General features: G+C 66.5%; 19 protein-coding genes and 3 riboswitches. Of the genes, 11 read left to right on the top strand and 8 right to left on the bottom strand.

Going from position 1 to position 23,021, the window contains the following annotated elements:
• Nucleotides 1-134: 134 nt before the first annotated feature.
• Complete coding sequence (locus tag ACV095_RS18520) at nucleotides 135-392, bottom strand: DUF6458 family protein (RefSeq protein ID WP_018769660.1); 258 nt, start codon at nucleotides 390-392, stop codon at nucleotides 135-137.
• A gap of 172 nt (nucleotides 393-564) precedes the next feature.
• Here ACV095_RS18520 and ACV095_RS18515 point away from each other — a divergent pair, with 172 nt between their 5' ends.
• The 3 genes from ACV095_RS18515 (at nucleotide 565) to ACV095_RS18505 (ending at nucleotide 4,624) form a co-directional block, all read left to right on the top strand.
• Complete coding sequence (locus ACV095_RS18515; protein ID WP_056391027.1) at nucleotides 565-1,182, top strand: alpha/beta hydrolase; 618 nt, start codon at nucleotides 565-567, stop codon at nucleotides 1,180-1,182.
• 218 nt (nucleotides 1,183-1,400) lie between these two features.
• The gene (locus ACV095_RS18510; protein WP_223993567.1) at nucleotides 1,401-2,138 is read left to right on the top strand and encodes an HAD family hydrolase; all 738 of its coding nucleotides are present in this window, start codon (nucleotides 1,401-1,403) and stop codon (nucleotides 2,136-2,138) included.
• A 140-nt stretch (nucleotides 2,139-2,278) separates the two neighbouring features.
• Nucleotides 2,279-4,624 (top strand): glycoside hydrolase family 65 protein, encoded by a 2,346-nt coding sequence (locus ACV095_RS18505; RefSeq protein WP_478222455.1) that lies wholly within the window; start codon nucleotides 2,279-2,281, stop codon nucleotides 4,622-4,624.
• Nucleotides 4,625-4,649: 25 nt separating this feature from the next.
• Here the strand turns inward: ACV095_RS18505 and lipA are convergent, their stop codons facing one another.
• From lipA to gcvP, 6 genes are all read right to left on the bottom strand, one after another.
• Entirely contained in the window at nucleotides 4,650-5,663 is a 1,014-nt protein-coding gene (gene lipA, locus ACV095_RS18500) for a lipoyl synthase (protein WP_144601432.1), read from the bottom strand.
• A 47-nt stretch (nucleotides 5,664-5,710) separates the two neighbouring features.
• Nucleotides 5,711-7,150, bottom strand: coding sequence for an L-serine ammonia-lyase (locus tag ACV095_RS18495; RefSeq protein WP_478222454.1), 1,440 nt, complete (start codon nucleotides 7,148-7,150; stop codon nucleotides 5,711-5,713).
• A gap of 392 nt (nucleotides 7,151-7,542) precedes the next feature.
• The gene (gene glyA / locus ACV095_RS18490; protein WP_478222453.1) at nucleotides 7,543-8,865 is read right to left on the bottom strand and encodes a serine hydroxymethyltransferase; all 1,323 of its coding nucleotides are present in this window, start codon (nucleotides 8,863-8,865) and stop codon (nucleotides 7,543-7,545) included.
• Nucleotides 8,862-9,245 (bottom strand): glycine cleavage system protein GcvH, encoded by a 384-nt coding sequence (gcvH, locus tag ACV095_RS18485; RefSeq protein ID WP_018772259.1) that lies wholly within the window; start codon nucleotides 9,243-9,245, stop codon nucleotides 8,862-8,864. The genes glyA and gcvH overlap by 4 nt, the downstream gene beginning before the upstream one ends.
• Before the next feature lie 49 nt (nucleotides 9,246-9,294).
• Nucleotides 9,295-10,443 carry a glycine cleavage system aminomethyltransferase GcvT gene (gene gcvT / locus ACV095_RS18480; RefSeq protein ID WP_224084231.1) on the bottom strand — a complete coding sequence of 383 codons (1,149 nt, stop codon included), beginning with the start codon at nucleotides 10,441-10,443 and terminating at the stop codon, nucleotides 9,295-9,297.
• A 9-nt stretch (nucleotides 10,444-10,452) separates the two neighbouring features.
• Entirely contained in the window at nucleotides 10,453-13,326 is a 2,874-nt protein-coding gene (gene gcvP, locus ACV095_RS18475; protein ID WP_478222452.1) for an aminomethyl-transferring glycine dehydrogenase, read from the bottom strand.
• A 160-nt stretch (nucleotides 13,327-13,486) separates the two neighbouring features.
• Nucleotides 13,487-13,587, bottom strand: a riboswitch (glycine riboswitch).
• Nucleotides 13,588-13,878: 291 nt separating this feature from the next.
• A riboswitch (glycine riboswitch) is annotated at nucleotides 13,879-13,977 on the top strand.
• Nucleotides 13,978-14,073, top strand: a riboswitch (glycine riboswitch). It begins immediately after the preceding riboswitch.
• 50 nt (nucleotides 14,074-14,123) lie between these two features.
• Between gcvP and cycA the strand changes: the two genes are divergently transcribed.
• The 3 genes from cycA to ACV095_RS18460 all read left to right on the top strand — a co-directional run bounded on the left by cycA (nucleotide 14,124) and on the right by ACV095_RS18460 (nucleotide 17,371).
• On the top strand, nucleotides 14,124-15,665 hold the full coding sequence (gene cycA / locus ACV095_RS18470) for a D-serine/D-alanine/glycine transporter (RefSeq protein WP_478222451.1): 1,542 nt from the start codon (nucleotides 14,124-14,126) through the stop codon (nucleotides 15,663-15,665).
• Between the two features lie 172 nt (nucleotides 15,666-15,837).
• Nucleotides 15,838-16,638 carry a hypothetical protein gene (locus ACV095_RS18465; RefSeq protein WP_026266216.1) on the top strand — a complete coding sequence of 267 codons (801 nt, stop codon included), beginning with the start codon at nucleotides 15,838-15,840 and terminating at the stop codon, nucleotides 16,636-16,638.
• Nucleotides 16,622-17,371: a LamB/YcsF family protein gene (locus ACV095_RS18460; RefSeq protein WP_144601437.1), complete on the top strand. Its 750-nt coding sequence runs from the start codon at nucleotides 16,622-16,624 to the stop codon at nucleotides 17,369-17,371. Before ACV095_RS18465 ends, ACV095_RS18460 begins: the two co-directional genes overlap by 17 nt.
• A gap of 216 nt (nucleotides 17,372-17,587) precedes the next feature.
• Here ACV095_RS18460 and ACV095_RS18455 read toward each other — a convergent pair whose 3' ends face one another.
• Nucleotides 17,588-18,949: a DUF445 domain-containing protein gene (locus tag ACV095_RS18455; RefSeq protein WP_478222450.1), complete on the bottom strand. Its 1,362-nt coding sequence runs from the start codon at nucleotides 18,947-18,949 to the stop codon at nucleotides 17,588-17,590.
• Between the two features lie 49 nt (nucleotides 18,950-18,998).
• Between ACV095_RS18455 and ACV095_RS18450 the strand changes: the two genes are divergently transcribed.
• From ACV095_RS18450 to ACV095_RS18430, 5 genes are all read left to right on the top strand, one after another.
• A complete protein-coding gene (locus ACV095_RS18450; RefSeq protein WP_018772223.1) occupies nucleotides 18,999-19,898 on the top strand; it encodes a glycerophosphodiester phosphodiesterase in 900 nt (299 codons plus the stop codon).
• Nucleotides 19,899-19,905: 7 nt separating this feature from the next.
• The gene (locus ACV095_RS18445) at nucleotides 19,906-21,291 is read left to right on the top strand and encodes a CoA transferase (RefSeq protein ID WP_478222449.1); all 1,386 of its coding nucleotides are present in this window, start codon (nucleotides 19,906-19,908) and stop codon (nucleotides 21,289-21,291) included.
• Nucleotides 21,292-21,446: 155 nt separating this feature from the next.
• Nucleotides 21,447-21,908 carry a DoxX family protein gene (locus ACV095_RS18440; RefSeq protein WP_478223477.1) on the top strand — a complete coding sequence of 154 codons (462 nt, stop codon included), beginning with the start codon at nucleotides 21,447-21,449 and terminating at the stop codon, nucleotides 21,906-21,908.
• A complete protein-coding gene (locus tag ACV095_RS18435) occupies nucleotides 21,905-22,705 on the top strand; it encodes an AzlC family ABC transporter permease (RefSeq protein ID WP_056389635.1) in 801 nt (266 codons plus the stop codon). Before ACV095_RS18440 ends, ACV095_RS18435 begins: the two co-directional genes overlap by 4 nt.
• Nucleotides 22,702-23,013 carry an AzlD domain-containing protein gene (locus ACV095_RS18430; RefSeq protein WP_018772219.1) on the top strand — a complete coding sequence of 104 codons (312 nt, stop codon included), beginning with the start codon at nucleotides 22,702-22,704 and terminating at the stop codon, nucleotides 23,011-23,013. Before ACV095_RS18435 ends, ACV095_RS18430 begins: the two co-directional genes overlap by 4 nt.
• Nucleotides 23,014-23,021: the final 8 nt, after the last annotated feature.

The following is a 23,021-nucleotide window of genomic DNA, read 5'->3' as shown; positions in this document are numbered from 1 at the left end:
TGAAACAATATTTGCGTTTCTTTGGGGGACGTTGCCGGGAATGGCAAAAGCCGGGCTGGACAGGTTCTGTCCAGCCCGGCTTTCCGGGTTTTCATCGACGCCTCTCCGGGCACCTGCCCCGAATTGCGCCTTGCTTAGACGCCGCCGTCGCGGCTTTCGTGCCGCGTGATGCGCTCGCCGGTATTGGGGTCAATGACGGAGCGGGACTCGCTCACGCGGCGGCTGCGGCCGGGGGAAGCGAGGATGAGCGAAGCGATCAGTCCGATCACGCCCACGGCCATCAGGATGTAGCCCACTAGCTGCTGGTCCACGAATGGAATCAGCCCTGGAGCAACGGCCCAGGCAAGGATGGCGCCGAGGGCGATGAGGAAGATTGACGAGCCGATTCTCATGACTTGCTCCTTAGGGCCGCGTCCTGCGCGGCGCTGGTAGGGCCTGACGGAAAGGTGGTGCGTACACTTCGAAAGCTAAGCCTGCTGTCTGTCAAGCGTCACGCTACCTCCCTGTGATTCCGGATTCAACGACCCGCCCGGGACGGCGCGGTTCCATGGCTAGGCTTGTCCGGTGGAAACAGTTGTGTGGTCCAGGCCGGAAGGGCAACGCGCCGGCACTCCCTTACTGGTGATGATGCATGGATACGGGACGGACGAGTCGCGGATGGTGCGCCTGTTCGAGTACCTGCCGCAGGAGTTCACCTTCGCGGCGCTGCGGGCCCCCATGCCCATCGGCGACCACTGGGGCTGGTTCCTGCTCGACTACTTCCTGGCCAACGACTTTGCGGACGTCATCTCGGCCGCCAACGCGGTGCACGCCTGGATCAGTTCCGTCAAGGACCGGCACAGCAGCGTCAGCCTCATGGGGTACTCCCAGGGCATGGCCATGGCCAGCACCCTCCTGCGGCTGCATCCCGAAGACTATAAGGCCGTCGTGGGGCTGTCCGGCTTCGTACTCAACAACGAGCTCCTCTCCGTGATGGATTCGTTCGAGGCCAAGCCGCCGTTCTTCTGGGGCCGGGACAAGGCGGACCTGGTGATTAACGAAGACGCCGTTGCCTACACCGCCGAATGGCTCGAAAAGAACACGCTGTTGACTGCCCGCACCTACCCGGGGATGGGGCACGCCATGTCCAAGGCGGAAATGGTGGACGTCAGCGCCTTCCTGCGCCATTACGTGCTGCGCTGACCCCTATGCTGCTGCATGGCCGTGGGCAGTTGTGTGAACGGCTAAAAAAACATTTGCAAGTCAAATTTGCAAGCGCTTACACTCGTCTACGGCCATGATCGGTCCTGCAGTGGGCGGGCAAGGAAGCGATGCTGTGCGCAAATGCGCCGGCAGCACCTTCCTTCAGGCTGTCCCGGCAGGGCCGGTAGTCCGCAACCCGAGAGGACACCGCACTGCTGATGACACAACAAACTGCAGCTGATACCGCCGCCTGGACCGGCGCGGCAGCAATCCTGTTTGACCTGGACGGGGTGCTGACGCCCACGGCCACTGTGCATGAGCGTGCCTGGCAGGAACTGTTCGACGGATACCTGGCCTCGCAGCCGGGGGTCTCCGGTTACAGCGAAAGCGACTACTTCGACCATATCGACGGCAAGCCCCGCTTTGACGGAGTGCGCGACTTCCTGGCGTCCCGGGGACTCACGCTGCCGGAAGGCCCGCTGGATGACGACCCTTCCAACGACACGGTCCAGGGCCTGGGCAACCGGAAGAACGCGATCTTCAACGACATCGTGAGCGCCGGCGTCGAACCGTTCGAAGGCTCGGTGCGCTTCCTCCAGGCTGCGCTTGAGCGCGGACTCAAGGTCGCCGTCGTCTCCTCCTCCCGCAATGCCCCCGCCGTCCTGAAGGCCGCCGGACTCAGCCACCATTTCGCCGTCGTAGTGGACGGGGTGGTGGCCGCAGAGCGTGGCCTCCCCGGAAAGCCAAGCCCGGCCACCTACGAATACGCAGCCAAGCTGCTGGACCTGTCCAGCTCCGGGTGCGTGGTGGTGGAAGACGCCGTGTCCGGCGTGCAGGCCGGACACGCGGGATCGTTCCACTCGGTCATTGGCGTGGACCGGGGCGCAGGGCGGCAGACGCTGCTCGATGCCGGAGCCACCCTGGTGGTCAACGACCTCCAGGAACTTCTTCCCTAAACCCGCCGCCAGAAACCCCGTTGCCTTCCCCCGGGCAACCCCTGCTGCTTCCCCGGCAGCACCAATTCGAATACCGCATTCCCCCGAATATTCCGTGCCGGCCCGCCCGCCCGCACGGCATCGCCAAAAGGACCCCGACCATGGCACTGATCACCGCGGACCGCGAACGGTTCCCCGACACCCCCTGGCAGCTCGTTGAAACGCGCCATGAATCCGAAAACGCGGGAACGCTTGAGACCCTGTTTGCCCTGGGCAACGGGCACCTGGGCATCCGGGGTGCCCATTGGGCTGCGGCCGACGCCGAACTCCCGGGCAGCTTCATCAACGGGCTGCACGAAATCTGGGACATCAAGCACGCCGAGAATGCGTTTGGGTTCGCCCGGACGGGGCAGCGCATCCTCTACATCCCGGACGCCAACAACTTCACGGTGGTGGTGGACGGGGAAAGCCTGAGCCTGGCCGAATCCGAGGTCGTCGACTACCGGCGCAGCATGGACTTCTGCACCGGCATCTACGAATGCCGCATCACCTGGCAATGCCGGTCCGGCGCCGTGGTGACCACCACGGAACGGCGGGCCGTTGGCTTCGCCTCCCGCGGCAGCCTTGGTATTTCGCTTGACGTTGCCACGGACCGCCAGGTCTCCCTGGACGTCACCTCCTCCGTCATCAACCGGCAGGACCAGCCGGTGGAAGACCACTCCGTGCATGATCCGCGCCGCGCCGGCCGCCACGCCGGGCGCGTGCTTTTGCCCGTGCGGCTCGACGGCGGCGATGGCTCCCTGCGCCTGTCCTGGGAGGCCTCCGAATCAAAGCAGCGCGTGGGGATCGCGGTTGACCACTGGACGTCCCCCGGGCACCAGCCGTTCGAGACTCTGGTGGACCAGGACGACAGCAGCGTCCGGTACGTCCTGGCAGTGGATGCCGCCGAGCCGTTCCGGCTGGAAAAGAGCGTCAGCTACGCCGCCGGCCGCACGGTGCAGGACCCTGACGTCGACGCAGCTGCAGTGGCCGAAGAGGCGCTGCGCCCGGTGAATGACATCTTTGCCGAGAGCGAAGCCCATTTCCGCGGCTACTGGGCCACATCGGACATTGTGGTTGAGGGCGGCGGGCCCGGCCTGCAGCAGGCTATCCGGTGGAACCTGTTCCAGCTGGCGCAGGCCACCGCGCGCGCCGATGTTGCCGGCATCCCTGCCAAGGGCGTGACGGGCTCGGGTTACGAGGGGCACTACTTCTGGGACCAGGAAGTGTACCTGTTGCCGTACCTCACCTACACCAATCCCGACGGCGCCCGGCAGGTTTTGGAGTTCCGCCACGGCATGCTGCCCGAAGCCAAGATCCGCGCCAAGGAGCTGAGCGTTGACGGCGCCCTCTTCCCGTGGCGCACTATCAACGGGCTCGAGGCCAGCGCCTATTACGCCGCCGGCACCGCGCAGTTCCACATCGCGGCCGCCATCGCCTTTGCCACCAACAGGTACCTCTGGGCCACCGGCGACGCCGCCTTCCGGGAAGGAATGGGTGCCGAGCTGCTGATCGAGACCGCCCGGATGTGGATCTCCCTGGGCTTCTTCGGCAAGGACGGCCTCTTCCACATCCACGGCGTCACCGGCCCTGATGAGTACACGGCCGTGGTGAACGACAACCTGTACACAAACGTGATGGCCCGCTTCAACCTGCGTGCCGCCGCCGCGCTTGAGCATGCCGAAATCACCAACGAAGAGCGCCAGATGTGGGAGGCCGCGGCCAGCCGGATGCAGCTTCCGTTCGACGAGCGGATGCAGGTGCACTCCCAGGACAATGACTTCATGACCCTGGAGGCCTGGGACTGGACCACGCCGCGGTCCAAGTATCCGCTGCTCCTGCACTTCCACCCGCTGGTGATTTACCGCCACCAGGTCCTCAAGCAGGCCGACACGGTGCTTGCCATGTTCCTGCAGTGGCAGGATTTCACGGCGGAGGAAAAGCAGCGCGCCTTTGACTTCTACGATCCCATCACTACGGGCGACTCCACCCTGTCCGCCTGCGTCCAGGGCATCATGGCCGCCGAGGTGGGCTACTTCAAGGAGGCCCTGGACCACTTCACCAACGCCGTGTTCATCGACCTCGACGACACCCACGGCAACACCATCGACGGCGTGCATATCGCGTCCACAGGCGGCGTATGGAGTTCCCTGGTGTGCGGTTTCGCCGGACTGCGCGACCAGGGCCCGGTCCCGTTTTTCGATCCGCGCCTGCCTGGACAGTGGGAAGGGCTTGCCTTCCACCTGAAGATCCGCGGCCGCCTGCTGCTGGTCCGGCTTTCTGCCGACGCCATTACGCTCACGGTCCAGGAGGGCGAACCCCTGGAGGTGGACGTCCGCGGCCAGCGGTTGATGGTCACGGGCCAGCCCGTGCAGGTGCACCTGGAGCGCATCCCGGAGCCGGAGCCCACAGTCTTCCCGAGCGGACCACCGACGGCGAGCATTCCCGTGGTGCGCGGCAGAAGCTAGGTTCACGGGTGCGTGCAGGGGCTCCTTAGCCTGCCAGGAGGGTGGCGGCTTCCTGGCGGGTGGTGCCGGAGTCCTGGATGCCGTCGGCGATGTGGGCGAGTTCGGCGGGGATGTCGCGGCCTTTTTTGCGCATGGCGGTGGCCCAGAGCCGGCCGGCGCGGTAAGAGGAGCGGACCAGGGGGCCGGACATGACGCCGAGGAAGCCGATTTCCTGGGCTTCGTGCTGGAGGTCCACGAATTCCTGGGGTTTGACCCAGCGGTCCACGGGCAGGTGCCGCTCGCTGGGGCGCAGGTATTGGGTGATGGTGATCAGGTCGCAGCCGGCGGCGTGGAGGTCGCGGAGTGCTTCGCTGATTTCTTCGCGGGTTTCGCCCATGCCCAGGATGAGGTTGGACTTGGTGACCATGCCCAGGTTCCGGCCCTGGGTGATGACGTCCAGGGAGCGGTCGTAGCGGAACGCGGGGCGGATCCGCTTGAAGATCCGGGGCACGGTTTCGACGTTGTGCGCGAAGACCTCGGGGGCGGAGTCGCAGATGGCCTTGATGTGCTCGGGTTTGCCGGAGAAGTCCGGGATGAGCAGTTCCACGCCGGTGCCAGGGTTCAGTTCGTGGATTTTGCGGACGGTTTCCGCGTAGAGCCAGACGCCTTCGTCTTCCAGGTCGTCACGGGCCACGCCGGTGACAGTGGCGTAGCGCAGCTGCATGGATTGGACGGAGCGGGCCACCTTGGTGGGTTCGAACCGGTCCAGGGGTGAGGGTTTGCCGGTGTCGATCTGGCAGAAGTCGCAGCGGCGGGTGCATTCGGAGCCGCCGATCAGGAAAGTGGCTTCCTTGTCTTCCCAGCACTCGAAGATGTTGGGGCAGCCGGCCTCTTCGCAGACGGTGTGCAGGCCTTCCTTTTTCACCAGGTTCTTGAGTTGGACGAATTCCGGGCCCATCTGGACCTTGGCCTTGATCCACTCCGGTTTGCGTTCCACCGGGACCGCAGCGTTGCGCTGCTCAATCCGCAGCATCTTCCGGCCTTCAGGTGCCAATGTCATGGTTGTTTCCTTTGCTTGCTTGGGGATTCGCGGCAGGTTGTTGCCGGTCAGCATTCGACGACGTTGACGGCGAGGCCGCCCATGGCGGTTTCTTTGTATTTGGAGGACATGTCCTTGCCGGTTTCGCGCATGGTGATGATGACTTCGTCCAGGGACACGCGGTGGGTGCCGTCGCCCCAGAGCGCCATTTTCGCGGCGTTGATCGCTTTCGCGGCCGCGATCGCGTTCCGTTCGATGCAGGGGACCTGGACCAGCCCGCCGATCGGGTCACAGGTCAGGCCCAGGTTGTGTTCCATCGCGATTTCCGCGGCGTTCTCCACCTGCGCCGGGGTCCCGCCCATGACCTCGGCCAGGCCCGCGGCCGCCATCGAGGACGCCGACCCCACCTCGCCCTGGCAGCCGACCTCGGCCCCGGAGATCGAGGCCTGTTCCTTGTACAGCACCCCCACCGCGCCCGCGGCCAGCAGGAACCGCACCACCACAGCGTCCCGGTCCTCCTGGGTGGCCTTGTCCATGCCCGGGGCGAAATGCAGGGCGTAGAACAGCACCGCGGGGATGATCCCGGCCGCCCCGTTCGTCGGGGCGGTGACCACCCGCCCGCCGGAGGCGTTCTCCTCGTTCACCGCCAACGCCACCAAATTAACCCACTCCTGCCAATACCTGGCATCGAACGGGCCCGCGTCCCACGCCGCATCCGTCTCCTCGACCGGGCCGCCCGCGGATTCCTTCTTCAACCGGTCGTACCAGTTAGGGGCGCGGCGGCGGACCTTCAACCCGCCCGGCAGCACCCCTTCCCGCCTCAACGAGGCGGCCACGCAGCCCTCCATCACCGACCAGATCTGCAGCAGCCCCGCCCGGATCTGCTCCTCGTCCCGGGAGACTTTTTCGTTCACGAGCATCACGTCGGCGATGCCCAGCCCGGTCACCGCGCAGTGCCCCAGCAGCTCCGCCGCGGTCCGGAACGGCAGCGGCAGTTCCTGTTTGGACGCGTCCAGTTCCTGCTGCGCCGCGTCCTCCTCGCCCTCCCGGACGATGAACCCGCCACCCACCGAGAAAAACGTCGCCGCATGCAGCACCCCACCGGCCGCATCAGTGACCGTGAACGTCATCCCGTTCGTGTGCCGCGGCAACACCGTCAACGGCCGCAGCACCATATCCTTCACCCCGTACGGCAAGGCCACCGCACCGGCCAGGCTCAGCACCCCGGTCTCCGCGATCGAGGCCAACCGCTCCTCCACCTCGGCGGGCAGGATCAACTCCGGATGGAACCCCTCCAACCCCAACAAAACGGCGGTCATCGTCCCATGCCCATGACCCGTCGCCGCCAACGACCCATACAAATCAACCCGCAACCCCGCCACATCACCCAGGACACCCACGCCCTTAAGCTCCTCAGCGAACACCGCAGCAGCCCGCATCGGCCCCACAGTATGCGAAGACGAAGGCCCAATCCCGATCGAAAACAGGTCAAAGACTCCGACTGCCATAACTAAATCCTTACTGAAACTGTGGTTCGGTTGGTGTGGCCGGGCTTGGGTGGGCGCCAGCGGAATTCCTCCGCGTGCTGGCTCGTTCCTCGCCTCTGACGCACGCTTCCGGAATCCCCCAGCCACCCAAGGGTCCGTCACCAAAGCGACAGGGTAAGCAGGAGACGGCCTCCGCGACCCGGGATGGGCGGAAGAAAAACAACACGCTCCGCTCCCACCCGTATGCGGCAGCGAACTCGCGTCCGTGCCCAAGGTGCCTTGCCCCCGGCCCCTGTGGGAGCGGTATCCGGAAGCGTGCGTCTAAGGGAGCGATACGTCCGCTCAGCGGGCGTCTTCGCGACCGAGCACGCGGAGGATGCCGCTCCCACCGGGCCAAAGGCGACCAGAAACGGTCAGGACAGAGGTGCCACGCCCGGGTAGAGCGGGTGCGCCGAAGCCAGGACCTCGACGCGGTGACGCAGACCGGAGAGGTCGGCGTCGGCGTCGGCGATCAAAGCTTGGGCGATGATGTCCGCAACCTCGCGGAAGGCGTCCTCGCCGAACCCGCGGGTGGCCAGTGCGGGCGTGCCGATGCGCAGGCCTGAGGTGACCATCGGCGGGCGGGGGTCGAAGGGAACGGCGTTGCGGTTGACGGTGATGTCAATGGCGGCGAGCCGGTCTTCGGCCTGCTGCCCGTCGAGGTCGCAGTTGCGCAGGTCGACCAGGACCAGGTGCACGTCGGTGCCGCCCGAGATCACGCTGATGCCCTTGGCGGTGACGTCCGGCTGGACCAGGCGTTCCGCCAGGAGGCGGGCACCGGCAAGGACTCGCTCCTGCCGCTCGCGGAACTCTTCGGACGCTGCGATCTTGAACGCCACGGCCTTGCCGGCGATCACGTGTTCCAGCGGGCCACCCTGCTGACCGGGAAACACAGCCGAGTTGATCTTCTTGGCGATGTCGGCGTCGTTGGTCAGGATGATGCCGCCGCGCGGACCGGCCAGGGTCTTGTGCGTGGTGGACGTGGTGACGTGGGCGTGCGGCACCGGCGACGGGTGCAGCCCGGCCGCCACCAGTCCGGCGAAGTGCGCCATATCCACCATCAGGTGGGCCCCCACGGAGTCGGCGATCCGGCGGAATTCTGCGAAGTCCAGCTGGCGGGCGTAAGCGGACCAGCCGGCCACGATCAGCTGAGGCTTGTGCTCCTGGGCCAGCCGTTCCACCTCTGCCATGTCGATGGTGTGGGTGTCCTCGCGGACCTGGTACGGGACCACGTTGTAGAGCCTGCCGGAGAAGTTGATCCGCATGCCGTGGGTCAGGTGGCCGCCGTGCGCCAGGTTGAGGCCCATGATGGTGTCGCCGGGCTTGATCAGGGCGTGCATGACGGAGGCGTTGGCCTGTGCACCGGAGTGTGGTTGGACGTTGGCGAACCCGGCGCCGAAGAGGTCCTTGACCCGGTTGATGGCGAGTTGCTCGATGACGTCCACGTGCTCGCAGCCGCCGTAGTAGCGCTTGCCGGGGTAGCCTTCGGCGTACTTGTTGGTCAGGACCGAGCCCTGGGCCTGCATGACCGCAGCGGCCGTGTGGTTCTCGGACGCGATCATCTCCAGGCCGTCGCGCTGGCGGCCAAGCTCGTCGTCAATCTTCGCGGCAACCTCAGGGTCCAGGACGGACAGGTCGGCGTTCAGGCTTGGGGAGGCCACCTGCTCGAAGGCGCCCACTTCTGCCGGGGCGCTCACAGCTCGCCGCCGTTTGCTGCTGCGTATTCCTCTGCCGACATGAGCGGGCCTTCCTCGGTAACGGCCACCTTGAAGAGCCAGCCCGCACCGTAGGGATCGCTGTTGATCAGGGCGGGGTCCGTGACCACGCCGTCGTTGATCTCGGTGACCTCACCGGTCACGGGGGCGTAGAGGTCGGAGACGGATTTGGTGGATTCCACCTCGCCGCAGGTCTCGCCGGCCGTCACGGTGGAGCCGACCTCGGGGAGGTCCACGTACACGATGTCGCCCAGGGCGTCGGCAGCAACGGCGGAAATCCCGATCCCCGCGGGGCCGGATCCGTCAACAGCAACCCACTCGTGCTCGGCGGAGTACTTCAGTTCAGAAACAACTTTGCTCATTGTCTACTTTCCTTCTCTTCAAAACCTGTGGTGGTTGGGCGAAATCGATTTACTTCTGGCGCTTGTAAAAGGGGAGGGGGACGACTTCGAAGCGCTCGGGCTTGCCGCGGAGGTCGATGTCCAGGACGGTCCCGACTTCAGCAAATTCGACGTCGACGTAGGCCATGGCGATGGGGTATCCGAGGGTGGGGGAGGGCTGGCCGGAGGTTACTTCGCCCACCAGGGTGCCGTCCTTGAGGACGGGGTAATGGGCGCGGGCAGCGCGGCGTCCGGCACCCTTGAGGCCCACCAGCTTCTGCCCGATGCTTGAACCGACTCCTGCGGCCTTGATGGCGGCCAGGGCGTCCTTGCCTACGAAGCCGCTCTCCTTCGCCAGCGACACCACGGGGCCCAGGCCGGCCGCGTAGGCGTTGACGTGGCGGGAGAGTTCGTTGCCGTAGAGCGGCATCCCGGCTTCGAGGCGGAGCGAGTCGCGTGCGGCCAGTCCGGCTGGAACCAGGCCGGAGCCTTCGCCGGCCTGGAGCAGGGCCTCCCACAGTGCGGGGGCGTCCAGGTTGGGAACGTAGATCTCGAAGCCGTCCTCGCCGGTGTAGCCGGTCCGGGCCACGAGCAGGTCCTGGACCGTACCGTTGACGGCGATGCCCACCTCGACGGCGGCGTAGTACTTGAGCCCGGTGAGCAGTGCGTGCTGTTCGGCCGGGACCAGCGTCAGGAGGATCGCTTCGGAATTCGGTCCCTGGACGGCGATCAGCGAGGTGTTGGCGGAGGCGTCCTCCACAGTGACGTCGAAGGCGGCGGCGCGTTCCAGCAGTTCCTTGGCCACCACTGCGGCGTTGCCCGCGTTGGGCACCACCAGGTACCTGTCCACGCCCTCTTCGGGGGATGGCCGGCGGTAGGTGATGAGGTCGTCGATGATGCCGCCATCGGCGTTGCAGATCAGCGAGTACTTTGCCTTGCCCACGGCCACCGCGGACAGTTTGCCGGCAAGGGCGTAGTCCAGGAAGGCGGCGGCGTCGGGGCCGGTCACCCAGACCTCGCCCATGTGGGAGAGGTCGAACAGGCCGGCCGCCCTGCGCACGGCATGGTGTTCCGCGAGTTCAGACTCGTACTTGAGCGGCATCTGCCACCCGCCGAAGTCCGTGAACGAGGCCCCGGCCTTCTTGTGCTGCTCGAAAAGAGCGGTGTAGTTCTCAGTCATTGGAAGTCCTCAGTTCTCAAATTCGGCTGTGCTGTCCTCGAACGCTTCGAGGGGCGGGCAGGAGCAGACCAGGTTCCGGTCGCCGGCGGCGCCGTCGATCCGGCCGACGGGCGGGAAATACTTGTCCTGGCGGAGAGAGGCAACGGGGAAGGCCGCCTGCTCCCGCGGGTAGGCGCGGTCCCAGCCAGAGCTGACGACGGCGGCCGCCGTGTGGGGTGCGTTGCGCACCGGGGATGCCTCCAGGGTGATGTCGCCGCTGGCCACCTGCTGGATCTCGCCATGAATGGTGATCATGGCCTCGATGAAGCGGTCGATCTCGGCCAGGTCCTCGGACTCGGTGGGCTCCACCATCAGCGTGCCCGCGACAGGGAACGAAAGGGTGGGTGCGTGGAAACCGAAGTCGATCAGCCGCTTGGCCACGTCCTCGGCCGTGACTCCCGTCTTCGCCGTGAGTTCGCGCAGGTCCAGGATGCACTCGTGCGCCACCAGCCCGCCTTCACCGGTGTAGAGGACCGGGAAGTATTCGTTCAGGCGGGACGCGACGTAGTTGGCCGCCAGCAGCGCGGACTTGGTGGCCTCGGTCAGGCCCTCACCGCCCATCAGCTTCACGTACGCCCACGAAATCGGCAGCACGCCGGCCGAACCGAACCGGGACGCCGAGATCGCCACACCGTGCCCGGCTTCGTGCGTCGCCTTGTTCGCGTCGCCCGGCATGAACGGTGCCAGGTGCGCCTTGGCGGCAACGGGCCCGACGCCGGGTCCCCCGCCGCCGTGCGGGATGCAGAAGGTCTTGTGCAGGTTCAGGTGGGACACGTCCCCGCCGAACTGGCCCGGCTGGGCCAGCCCTACCAGTGCGTTGAGGTTGGCGCCGTCAACGTACACCTGGCCGCCCGCGGCGTGGATCGCGTCGCACACCTCGCGGACATCGGAGTCGTACACGCCGTGCGTGGACGGGTACGTGATCATGATGGCCGAGAGGACGTCCTTGTTGGCCTCGATCTTGGCCGTCAGGTCGTCGTGGTCGATGGTGCCGTCGGCAGCCGTGGCAACCACCACCACCTTCATGCCCGCGAGCACGGCGGAGGCGGCGTTGGTGCCGTGCGCCGAGGCCGGGATCAGGCAGACGTTGCGCTGCTGCTCGCCCCGGGAATGGTGGTAGCCGCGGATCGCGAGCAGCCCGGCGAGTTCGCCCTGCGAGCCCGCGTTGGGCTGGATGGACACCTGGTCATACCCGGTGATCTCGGCGAGGTCCGCTTCCAGGCCGGCGATGAGTTCGTGCCAGCCTTCGGTCTGGGAGTCCGGGGCGAACGGGTGGATCGAGGCGAACTCCGGCCAGGAAATGGCTTCCATCTCGGCCGTGGCGTTCAGCTTCATGGTGCATGAACCCAGCGGGATCATGGTGCGGTCCAGCGCCAGGTCGCGGTCCGAGAGCTTGCGGATGTAACGCAGCAGCTGGGTTTCAGACCGGTGCGTGTTGAAGACCGGGTGCTGCAGGTAGGCCGAGGAACGCAAAATAGTGTCGGGCAGTTCGAATCCCTGGGCGTCACCCACCGGACCGGCGCCAAAGGCGACGGCGACGGCGGAAAGTGTTGCCGCCGTCGTCGTCTCATCAACGGAGACGCCCACCGTGTCCGGATCGATGAAGCGCAGGTTGATGCCGCGGGCTTCAGCGGCGGTGATCACCTTGGCGGCCTTGCCCGGAACGCGGACGGTGAGGGTGTCGAAGAAGGAGTCCGTGACCAGTTCGCGGCCCAGTGACGTGAGTGCTGTTGCCAGGACCCTGGCCTTGTGGTGGACGGTCTCTGCGATCGCCTTCAGGCCGTCGGGGCCGTGGTAAACGGCGTAGAAGGAGGACACGATGGCCAGCAGCGCCTGGGCGGTGCAGATGTTGGACGTGGCCTTCTCGCGGCGGATGTGCTGCTCGCGGGTCTGCAGGGCCAACCGGTAGGCAGGCGTGCCGGCGTTGTCCTTGGAGACGCCCACGATCCTGCCCGGGAGGGTACGTTCCATTCCCTTTTGGACGGCCATGTAGGCGGCGTGCGGCCCCCCAAAGAACAGCGGCACGCCAAAACGCTGGGTGGAGCCGACGGCAATGTCCGCGCCCTGCTCGCCCGGAGGTGTGATCAGTGTCAGGGCCAGCAGGTCCGCAGCCACGGTGACCAGCGCGCCCCCGTCCTTGGCAGCGGCGATCACGGCGGATTGGTCCCACACGCGGCCGGAGACCCCGGGCTGCTGCAGCACGACGCCGTTGATGTCGCCGTCGGGCAGGCCCTTGGACAGGTCGGCGACCTCCACCTCGAAGCCGAGCGCCTCCGCCCGGCCCAGCACGATGGCGATGGTCTGGGGGAGGCAGTCGGCGTCGAGCACCGTCTTGCCGTCCTTCGCTGCCTTGGACCTGTTGGCGCGGCGCATCAGCAGCACGGCCTCGGCCACCGCCGTTGCCTCGTCCAGCAAGGAAGCGTTGGCTACCGGGAGCGCCGTCAGGTCCTGCACCATGGTCTGGAAGTTCAGCAGCGCCTCAAGCCGGCCCTGGGAAATCTCCGGCTGGTAGGGCGTGTAGGCGGTGTACCAGGCCGGGGATTCCAGGATGTTGCGGCGGATCACCGGCGGAGTCACGGTGTCGTAGTAGCCCTGGCCGATCATCTGGACTGCCGTCTTGTTCTTGGCGGCAAGCTTCCGCAGTTCCGTGAGGACTTCAACCTCGCTGAGGGCGTCGGTCAGCTTGAGCGCAGTTTCCTGGCGGATGGGCGCGGGGACGGCCACGTCAACCAGGCCATCCAGGCTGTCGTAGCCGATGGCCTTGAGCATGGTGTCGATGTCGGCCTGGCGGCGCGCGCCGATATGGCGGTCAACAAACGATGTTGGATGCGAATGAATCGTCATGAGGAACTCCAGATCTGGCCGGCCGAAGGTGGCACGGCGTGGGATGGGTTCCTCCCCGCTCTGTATTGGACCTGAGAGATTCCGCGTTGCCTGCTGTTGGCAGGGGACCGCTTGCACCGTCGGTGAACCAGGCAGAAGCCTGATTGCTTTCCAGAGTCGCCTCGCCGTGACGGTACGGGGGCCTGAGAGATTCCTGGGGAGGATTTGCTCCTACGGCGCCTGACCGGTGTTTCGCCGGGAGGACTCTCCCGTCACAGCTCGAAAGGCTTATTCAAATGTGGGTGATTCGGCTCACAAGGTACCGGGATAGACCCGTCCGTGGCAAATCGGGCGGCTTCCGTGCGGGGCTCGAGGGGCACGTGACGCCGTTCTTCCCCGCTTGTGTCGGGAGGGGTTTGACATTCGATCGTGACGGACACCACACTGAACCCCGGGATTGGCGCCGCCGGTGGCTGGCTCAGCGTATCCGGAGCAGCCCACCAGTCGGCGCCTGTCCCATTGCATGACCGGCCGTGGCCCAAAAAGCCTGCGGCTTCCAACTGAATACGCCTTCGACCTGCGGCGGGAGAGCCCTGCCGGGTACATCCAGCAGGCGCCGTAGGAGCAAACCCTCCCCAGGAAACTCTCAGGCCCACGTACCGCCGCGGACAGGCAACTCTGGAAAGCAGCCGGGCATGACCCTGGCTCACCGGCGGTGCAAGCGGCTTTTGCTGCGGAAACTCTCAGGTCCACTACAGAGCGGGGAGGAACCAAATCTTTTGCGGCACCCAAAAGCCGCTTTATCGATGGAGTTCCTCATGGCGATTCATCCCCCCACGTCCAACGGCGAACCAGCCCGCAGCCAAGGCGCTGCCACGGCAGCCCGCAGCGAGCCTCCCCACCTGGAGCGGCAGCTCACCAACCGGCATATCCAGCTCATCGCCATCGGCGGCGCGATCGGCACGGGCCTGTTCATGGGTTCCGGCAAGACCATCTCCGCGGCCGGCCCATCCGTGATCTTCGTATACATGATCATCGGCTTTATGCTTTTCTTCGTCATGCGGGCCATGGGTGAACTGCTGCTCAGCAACCTGAACTACAAGTCCTTCAGTGATTTCGCCGCCGATCTCCTGGGGCCGTGGGCCGGATTCTTCACCGGCTGGACGTACTGGTTCTGCTGGGTGATCACCGGAATCGCCGACGTCATCGCCATCGCAGGGTACTCAAAGGAACTTTGGCCGGCGCTGCCACTTTGGGTCCCGGGCCTGGCCACGGTGGGCATCCTGCTCCTGCTGAACCTCGCCACCGTCAAGGCGTTCGGCGAGACCGAGTTCTGGTTCGCCCTCATCAAGATCGTCGCCATCGCAGCCCTGATCATCGTGGGACTCTTCATGATCTTCACCGGTTTCCAGAGCGACGCGGGCACCGCAAGCTTCACCAACCTGTGGAGCCATGGCGGGTTCTTCCCCAATGAGTTCATGGGCTTCGTGGCCGGATTCCAGATCGCAGTCTTCGCCTTCGTAGGCATCGAACTGGTGGGAACCACCGCCGCCGAGGCCAAGAACCCCGAGCGCACGCTGCCCAAGGCCATCAACGCCATCCCCGTCCGCGTGCTGCTCTTCTATGTCGGTGCGCTGGTCATCCTGATGGCGGTCACCCCGTGGACCCAGTTCGCCGCCGGCCACAGCCCCTTTATCGGGATGTTCTCCCTGGCCGGCCTCGGCGCCGCGGCCACGGTGGTCAACCTGGTGGTCCTGACTTCGGCGATGTCCTCCGCGAACTCCGGCATCTACTCCACGTCCCGCATGGTCTTCGGCCTGGCCCAGGAAGGCGACGCCCCCGGTATCTTCAGCCGGCTCTCCACGAGGAAGGTGCCCAGCAACGCGCTGTTCCTGTCCTGCGTCCTGCTGCTGTCCGGCGTCGTACTCATGTATGCCGGCCAGGATGTTGGCATGGCCTTTGAAATGGTGACCACCGTGTCTGCGGTCTGCTTCGTCTTCGTCTGGTCGATCATCCTCGCCAGCTACATCTCCTTCCGGCGCCGCCGGCCGCACCTGCATGCGGCGTCGAAGTTCAAGATGCCCGGTGGCATTCCCGCCGTGTGGGTGGTGTACGCATTCTTCGCCTTCGTCCTTTGGGCCCTTACCACCCAGCCCGACACTCTCGTTGCACTGCTGGTAACCCCTATCTGGTTCGTCATCCTGGGCGTGGCTTGGGCCATTCTGCGGCGCCGTCCCGCCCACCTGGCCCGCTTCGAGGTCTTCCGTGCCGAGCTTCAGGCAGACCGGGCCACTGCCGCGCGCAGCGGCGGCCAGGACGCCGGGGCGGCGGGGCGCGAGGTCCAGCAGGCCGGGAAGTAACGTCCGACGGCGGGTTGCAGCGGCGGCGGTGAGGTGCAGGTACCGCATCCTGCCGCCGCAGCCCGCCGGACGAAGCCACGGCCCGGAAGTTAAGCATGCTTAGTGTCTATCCACATAGGATGGAAAGGCACGGCAGCCTACCCGCTGCAGGTCGATTTGAATGAAGGTGACCATGGCCCGGCGCAGCAACCCCGCAGTACGCATCGCACAGGAAACCGCCCACAACGCAATGTTTGACGCCGAGGGCAAGCCCAAGCCCGGCGTCCACAACATGCTCCTGAAAGCAGTGCAGATCCAGCGGCCCCTGGTGGTTGGCTACATCCGCAGGCTCCAGAAGAGGCATCCGCGGGCGACGGCCGCGCAGCTGGCGGACATCGCAGAGCGCGACTACCTGCGGGCTGTTGCCGGAGGGGGAGCCCTGGTGGGTGCCACCGCCGTCGTCCCCGGCGTTGGAACCGTGGCGTCGCTGGGACTTTCCGCAGCCGCCACCGTTGGCTTCCTGGAAGCCACAGCCCTGTACGCAACCTCGCTGGCTGAACTGCACGGCATCCGGCTGACCAACCCGGAAAAGGCCGGCACCATGGTCATGGCCATCATGCTCGGCGAGGAGGGCACCGCCCTGCTGGGAACGCTCAGCGGCCAGGCATCCGGCGGCGCCACCAACACCTGGGGCAACGCGCTGTCCAAATCCATGGTGGTGCCGGGTTTCGGCAGCGTCCGGAAGAGGATCCAGCATGCCTTCCTCAAGAACCTGCTCAAGCGCCAAGGGACTGCCTTGTTCGGGCGGGCCCTCCCGTTCGGCATAGGGGCCGTTGTCGGCGGAGCCGGTAACCTCGTGATGGGCCGTGCGGTGGCCAAGAATGCCCGGGAGGCGTTCGGGCCGATGCCGGACACCATTCCCGGGGAGCTGACTTCCGCTGCCGGGCCGGACAACCTGACGCTGGAAGGCAACATCATTGGATCTCAACGCTGACGTAGGCCAATCATTCGGCTCCTGGACCGCGGGAGGCGATCCGGCGATGCTCCAGCTGGCAACCAGCGCCAACGTAGCCTGTGGCCTCCACGCGGGGGATCCCGTCACCATGCTCGACAGCTGCAGGGCCGCGTACGAACTTGATGTCACCGTCGGCGCGCACCTGGGCTACCGGGACCTGGCCGGCTACGGGCGCCGCATGCTTGGCATGAGCTTCGACGAGCTCTTCGGGGACGTGCTGTACCAGCTGGGCGCGCTCGACGGGGTTGCGCATGCCGTGGGCGCCTCCGTGGACTATGTGAAGGCGCATGGAGCGCTGTACGACACCACGATCCATGACGCCGAGCAGGCCTCCGCCGTAGTGGCTGCGGTCAACGCCTACGATCCAGGCCTTCCGTTCCTGGGCTTCCCGGGCTCGGAGCTGCTGAAGCAGGCCAAGGAAGCCGGGCACCCGGTGTTCGTTGAGGCTTTCGCCGACCGTGCCTACCTCGCCGACGGCAGCCTGGTGCCGCTCTCCGAGGACGATGCCGTCCTGTACGACGTCGATGCGGTGGTCGAACGGGCCGTCCGCCTGGCCACGCAAGGCGAAGTGGTTGCCGTGGACGGATCCGTAATTGCGGTACGGCCCGACTCCCTGTGCATTCACGGTGGGACCCCTGACGCCGTAGAAATGGCGGCCCGGATCAGGGCGGGACTTCAGGACGCAGGCGTCGGGCTGGAGTCCTTCGCCTAGGAGCCTGCAGCCGTACGGCGGCCCGGCTTCTTTCCAACAATTCCAGCGTCACTCCAGCCCTCCGTGCCGCCGTCGTACGTCTTATCGACACGCACATTCCTTTTCGCACCCCAAATATCCCCAGCGAAAAGGAAGATGCGCAGCGCCAAGATGAATCCCGAGCGAAAAGGAAGATGCGCAGCGCCAAGTCCACCCGGGACCTACAGCAGCGGAAAACTACCCAAAGATCAGCTGTGCCACCGTGAAAATCCCCAGCCCGGCCAGGGACCCCACCACGGTGCCGTTGATGCGGATGAACTGCAGGTCCTTACCCACCTGGAGCTCGATCTTCTGCGAGGTTTCCTCGGCATCCCACCGAGCCACGGTGTCCGTAATAACGCCTGCGATGTCCGAACGGTAGGTGCGGACCAGGTACCCGGCGGCGTCACCGATCCATGCGTTGACCTTCCCGGCCAGTTCGGGGTCGTCCACGAGCCGTGACCCAAAATCGCGCACCGCAGCCTTGAACTTGATGGTGAGTTCGCTGTCCGGATCATCCACGGCGCCCAGCAGCGCGTTCTTGACCGTTCCCCAGGTCCGCGAGGCCAGTTCGCGCACTTCGGGGTCGCCCAGGACCTGCGCCTTGATGTCTTCCGCGCGCGCAATCATCGCGGGGTCATGCTGCAGGTCCTGTGCCAGGTCGTTGAGGTACTTGTCGATTGACTGCCGCACCTGGTGGCGGGGGTCAGCCTGGACGGCACGGACGAACTTCAGGATCTCGATATAGACCTTGTCGCCCACCAGTCCGTCCACGAACTGCGGAACCCACGTGGGGGAGCGGTCGGACACCAGGCGGGTGACGGTTTCGTGGTTGTCGTCCACCCAGTCCGCCGCGCGGTCCACCAGCAGGTCCACCAGCGTGTGATGGTGCCCGTCATGGAAGATGCGCTCCGCCAGCCTGCCCACGGGAGGTCCCCACGGCGGGGTGAGCAGATGCTTGCGCACCATGCCCTCGATGACGGCCTGGACGTCGTCGTCATTCAAAACCTTGAAGGCGCCGCGGATAACGGCAGCTCCCTCCTTGGCCACTCGTTCGGCACCACCAGGGCCGGCCAGCCAAACGCCGGCCCGCCGCGCGATGTTGACGCTGGCCAGCTTCTCCTGGACCACCTGCTCGGAGAGGAAATTGGTCTCCACGAACTCGCCCAGCGAGGCCCCGATCTGGTCCTTCCGGCGGGGAATGATGGCGGTGTGGGGAATCTTGATGCCCATGGGGTACTTGAACAGGGCCGTCACGGCGAACCAGTCGGCCAGCGCGCCCACCATTCCGCCCTCGGCCGCCGCGCGCACATACTGCAGCCACGGGTAGTCCTTCTGCAGCGCGAACGCAAAGACAAAAATCACGGCCATGGCGATCAGCAGGCTCAGCGCCAGCAGCTTCATCTTCCGCAGCGCTGCCGCTTTCTCGGCGTCGCCGGCACCGGGCTGGCGGCTTACGACGGCGCCTGCCGCCACAGTGCCAGGGCGCACCTGCTGTGCGGCCTCGGCGGGGGGATCCTGCCTGGTTGGCCCAGTAGTTGCCTCAGAGTTCACCTGCATGTGCCAAGCCTAGCCCCGAAGGCGGGGGCCGGTCGGCTACCGTGTGTCCATGACAATTGACGAGTCAGTGCCGCAGCGGCCGCTGGTCTTTGCCCATCGTGGTTCCAGCGGCGCATACGCCGAACACACCCGGGCCGCCTACCTGCAGGCATTGGCTGACGGGGCCGACGGGGTGGAGTGCGATGTCCACCTCACCCGGGACCAGCACCTGGTCCTGCTCCATGACGCCAACCTGGACCGGACGTCGGACGGGACCGGGCCGGTGGCTGAACGGACCCTGCGCGAGCTGCACCAGCTGGACTTCTCATCCTGGAAGGGGGTCCGCATTCCCGAAGAGTATGGAGCACGTTCGGAACAGCTGCTGACCCTCCCGGAGCTGCTGGACATCCTCCGCGGGGCGGGCCGCCCGGTGAAACTCGCCATCGAGCTCAAGCATCCCAGTCCCTACCAGCTCAAACTGGAGGACCGCGTGCTGGAGGTGCTCCGCAGCGAGGGCTGGGACCCGCAAAGCTCCACCGTGGACAACGTGGCCGTGACCTTCATGAGCTTCAGCCCGGACTCGGTCCGCCACCTGCTCCAGTCCGTCCCGCCGCAATACATCTGCCAACTGGTGGACGACCTCACCATCCATGAGATCCGCGGCGGTCTGGGCCTGGGCCTCATTACGGGGAGCGCCGTCGCCAACCTCATGAAGGCCACCCAGCTGGAGGGTGAACGGATCCTGGACGACCGGGAAGTAGGAATGGCCGGCCCCGGCATCGACTACGTCAGGGAGCGCCCGGCCACAATCCGCCGATGGCTGGACTCCGGGCGGCGCTTCCGGGTGTGGACCGTGGACTCCCCGGAGGATGTGGCACTTTGCCAGGAGCTGGGCATCCACGAGATCACCACCAACGTGCCGGCCCGCGTCCTGGACCAGCTCCACGCAGCCTCTCCGCAGGGAAAGTAGGGCGGACGTGGACGCGCACCACGTCAATCCGCTCCCGTATTCGCCCCGACGCTGGTGGGCCGGCGCCCTCGACGTCGAAGGCCTGGCACTGTACTCGGTGGGAGCCGCGGCGGAAGCGCTGAACGTGTATGCGCGCACGCCCGGCCGGTTCAGCACTACGCCGGCGCTTACCGCGGCTGCCTTCGATTCCTTCGGCCACCTGCGGATTGCCGGACGCAAGCCACAGGGATTCGCGCCCCTGTCGGGCTTCCGGCAGACCCGCGATGGCTGGATCCGGCTCCACGCCAACTACCCGCACCACGAGCAGCGGCTGCTGCGCGCCTTGGGAGCCGCCTCCGCGGAAGGGGCGGAACAGGCTCTTCGTTCCATGGCGGCGCTTGAGGCTGAGGCCGCCATCCAGGGCCACGGCGGGATCGCTGCGGCCGTGAGGACGCGTGACGAATGGCTTGCGTCCGGCATGGGCCGGGCGGCGGGATCCGGACCCTGGATTGCCGTGGAGCATACCGACGGCACCACGGCCGGTCTGGGACTGCAGGACTTTGCCGCGGCGGCTACTACGGCAGGCGGCGAGGGCATCGGTGGCGGCCACAAACCGCCGCTGGAGGGGCTGCGGGTCCTGGACCTGACCCGGGTGATTGCAGGGCCGGTGGCCACCCGCCTGCTTGCAGCATTGGGAGCCGACGTCCTGCGGATCGACCCGCCAGCCTTCCCGGAAATCGAAGACCAGTTCGTGGACACCGCGTTCGGCAAGCGCAGCGCGGAAGCCGATCTGGGGCTTCCGCAGAACCAGCACAGCCTCCAGCAGCTCCTGGCCCGCGCCGACGTCGTGGTCACGGGTTACCGGCACGGCGCCCTGGACCGTTTCGGGCTCAACCCGCGGGAACTGCTGGCCTCGCACCCTCGGCTGGTGGTGGTCACCCTCAACAGCTGGGGGAGCGCCGGGCCATGGAGCGGTATGCGCGGTTTTGACAGCATTGTCCAGGCCGCCTGCGGAATCGCGCACGTGTACGGGAAGGACAATGACGACGGCGGGTGGCGCCCGGGTGCCCTGCCTGTCCAGGCGCTGGACCACGCCACAGGATACGGGGTGGCTGCGGCGGCCGTCCGCCTCCTGGACCGACGCCGGGCGGCTGGGATGGGTGCCTGTGCGCACCTGTCCCTTGCCCGCACCGCCGAGGAACTGTTTTCCCTTCCAATGGGCACCGAAGCAGGGGACACCGAACCAGGGGTCACTGACGGCCCGGCAGAGCTACCCGGACCCCACCACAACTCCATGGACAGCACCTACGGGCAGCTCCGCTACGTCGGTCCACCGTTGCTGGACGCGGGCCGGCCGGTGGACTACCTGTCCCCGCCGCCCCCGTATGGAAGCTCTCCGCCCGCCTGGAATTGAGGGACCTTGCCTCACAGGCCGGTTTCTGGCGGCCACCGTGGCTGTGATTGAGTGGTTCCATGCCTCTTCCCTGGTCCGGTCCTGCAGTCAGGGGCTTGTCCGTACCGAACTGTTCCCTTCAGGGCCCCGCCGTTCAGACCCTGTCCGCGGCTGCCATGGGAGCCCTCCTGCTGGCCAGTGCGGGCAAGCACTTCAGGGATCCCGGCTTCTACCGCGACGTCGTTCCGGACTACCTCTGCCGCCGGGACGCGGAACCGGATCCGGAACCCGGTGCGGCCCACACTGTGGTGCCCAACCATCCTGTGCCCAACCATCCCCTGGCCGTCCTGTCCCGGGATGAGTGGATCGCCGTGAGCGGACTGCTGGAGCTGGCCGCCGCCGTCGGAATCCTCCTCCCGCCTACCCGGAAGCTGACCGCCACCGCCCTCACAGCGATGTTTACCGCATTCCTGGCGGGACACGCTGACGCACTGGCGAAGGCTTACGGTCCGCAGGGTACGCCCCGCCGGCGGAAGATCCACACCGTGCGGTTGCCGCTCCAGGCACCGTTGATCCTCTGGGCCTGGAGCCTCCGGAAGCCCATCCAAAAGGCACGCAAACCTGGAGGCTGGGTGTGAAACTCCTGGCCTCGCCGGCGGTCAGGGTGGCGATTTCCATCAGCATCGCCACCGGCCTTTACGGGGTGTCCTTCGGAGCGCTCGCAGTGACCTCGGGGCTCAACCTGTGGCAGACCATGGCCCTGAGCCTGCTCCTCTTCAGCGGTGGTTCGCAGTTCGCGTTTATTGGTGTGGTGGCAGGTGGAGGTTCGGGCATCGCCGCAATGAGCGCAGCAACCCTGTTGGGCATGCGCAACGGCATCTACGGCATGCAGTTGAACGCACTGCTGCGGCCCACCGGCTGGCGTAAGTTTGTCGGCGCGCAGCTGACCATCGACGAATCAACGGCCACCAGCACGGGCCAGACGGACCCGGCCGAGCAGCGGCGGGGATTCTGGGCTGCAGGGATCGGCATCTACGTGCTGTGGAACCTCTTCACCGCCGTGGGCGCGCTCGCCGGGAGCGGACTGGGCGATCCCAAGCAATGGGGGCTCGACGGCGCCGCGGTGGCCGCCTTCCTGGCGTTGCTCTGGCCGCGGCTTAAGGGCCGCGAACCCATTGCCATCGCGGTGGTGTGTGCGGTGGCCACCGTTGTCGCCGTTCCCTTCGTGCCGGCGGGGGTGCCCATCCTGGTGGCCGCCCTGGTGGCCGCGCTGGTGGGCTGGTTCAGCCACGGCCGGCGCGACGAGGGCCTTGAGCCGGACGTCGAGCCCTATGGCGGACACCGTGACCATCACCCTGGCCGGCAGCAGGACGCAAGCCGCCCGTATCCGGGTGCGCAGGGGAGCGAAGGCACGGATCCGGGGGCAGGCGCATGAGCCTGTGGATCTGGCTGCTTCTTGCCTGCGCGCTGGCGTACGCCTGGAAGATCGTGGGCTACTTCGTGCCCGCCAGGTTCCTCGAGGACCCGCGCACATCCCGGGTTGCGGGCACCATGACCATCGGCCTGCTGGCCTCCCTTACCGTGGTGAATGCCGTCGTGTCTGGCCAGGGACTCGCGGCTGACGCCAGGCTGGGGGCGCTTGCCGCGGCCGCACTCGCGCTGGCGTTCCGCGCACCCTTCCTGGTGGTGGTCATCGCCGGGGCCGGTACCGCTGCCCTGCTGAGGGCATTGGGCTGGAGCTAGTTTGGCAG

This window comes from Arthrobacter sp. JDC6, from assembly GCF_056484025.1.
Note: the sequence above shows the minus strand (reverse complement) of the source record. Positions and strands in the feature narration are given on the sequence as shown.

Bases quoted from the DNA above. Each gene is read 5' to 3' on its own strand.
- ACV095_RS18455 (WP_478222450.1), bottom strand. From the start codon at position 18,949: ATGCAGGTGAACTCTGAGGCAACTACTGGGCCAACCAGGCAGGATCCC.
- gcvH (WP_018772259.1), bottom strand. From the start codon at position 9,245: ATGAGCAAAGTTGTTTCTGAACTGAAGTACTCCGCCGAGCACGAGTGG.
- ACV095_RS18465 (WP_026266216.1), top strand. From the start codon at position 15,838: ATGGCCCGGCGCAGCAACCCCGCAGTACGCATCGCACAGGAAACCGCC.
- ACV095_RS18520 (WP_018769660.1), bottom strand. From the start codon at position 392: ATGAGAATCGGCTCGTCAATCTTCCTCATCGCCCTCGGCGCCATCCTT.
- gcvT (WP_224084231.1), bottom strand. From the start codon at position 10,443: ATGACTGAGAACTACACCGCTCTTTTCGAGCAGCACAAGAAGGCCGGG.
- gcvP (WP_478222452.1), bottom strand. From the start codon at position 13,326: ATGACGATTCATTCGCATCCAACATCGTTTGTTGACCGCCATATCGGC.
- ACV095_RS18495 (WP_478222454.1), bottom strand. From the start codon at position 7,150: ATGGCAGTCGGAGTCTTTGACCTGTTTTCGATCGGGATTGGGCCTTCG.
- ACV095_RS18440 (WP_478223477.1), top strand. From the start codon at position 21,447: ATGGGAGCCCTCCTGCTGGCCAGTGCGGGCAAGCACTTCAGGGATCCC.
- ACV095_RS18450 (WP_018772223.1), top strand. From the start codon at position 18,999: ATGACAATTGACGAGTCAGTGCCGCAGCGGCCGCTGGTCTTTGCCCAT.
- cycA (WP_478222451.1), top strand. From the start codon at position 14,124: ATGGCGATTCATCCCCCCACGTCCAACGGCGAACCAGCCCGCAGCCAA.
- lipA (WP_144601432.1), bottom strand. From the start codon at position 5,663: ATGACATTGGCACCTGAAGGCCGGAAGATGCTGCGGATTGAGCAGCGC.
- ACV095_RS18505 (WP_478222455.1), top strand. From the start codon at position 2,279: ATGGCACTGATCACCGCGGACCGCGAACGGTTCCCCGACACCCCCTGG.
- ACV095_RS18510 (WP_223993567.1), top strand. From the start codon at position 1,401: ATGACACAACAAACTGCAGCTGATACCGCCGCCTGGACCGGCGCGGCA.
- ACV095_RS18430 (WP_018772219.1), top strand. From the start codon at position 22,702: ATGAGCCTGTGGATCTGGCTGCTTCTTGCCTGCGCGCTGGCGTACGCC.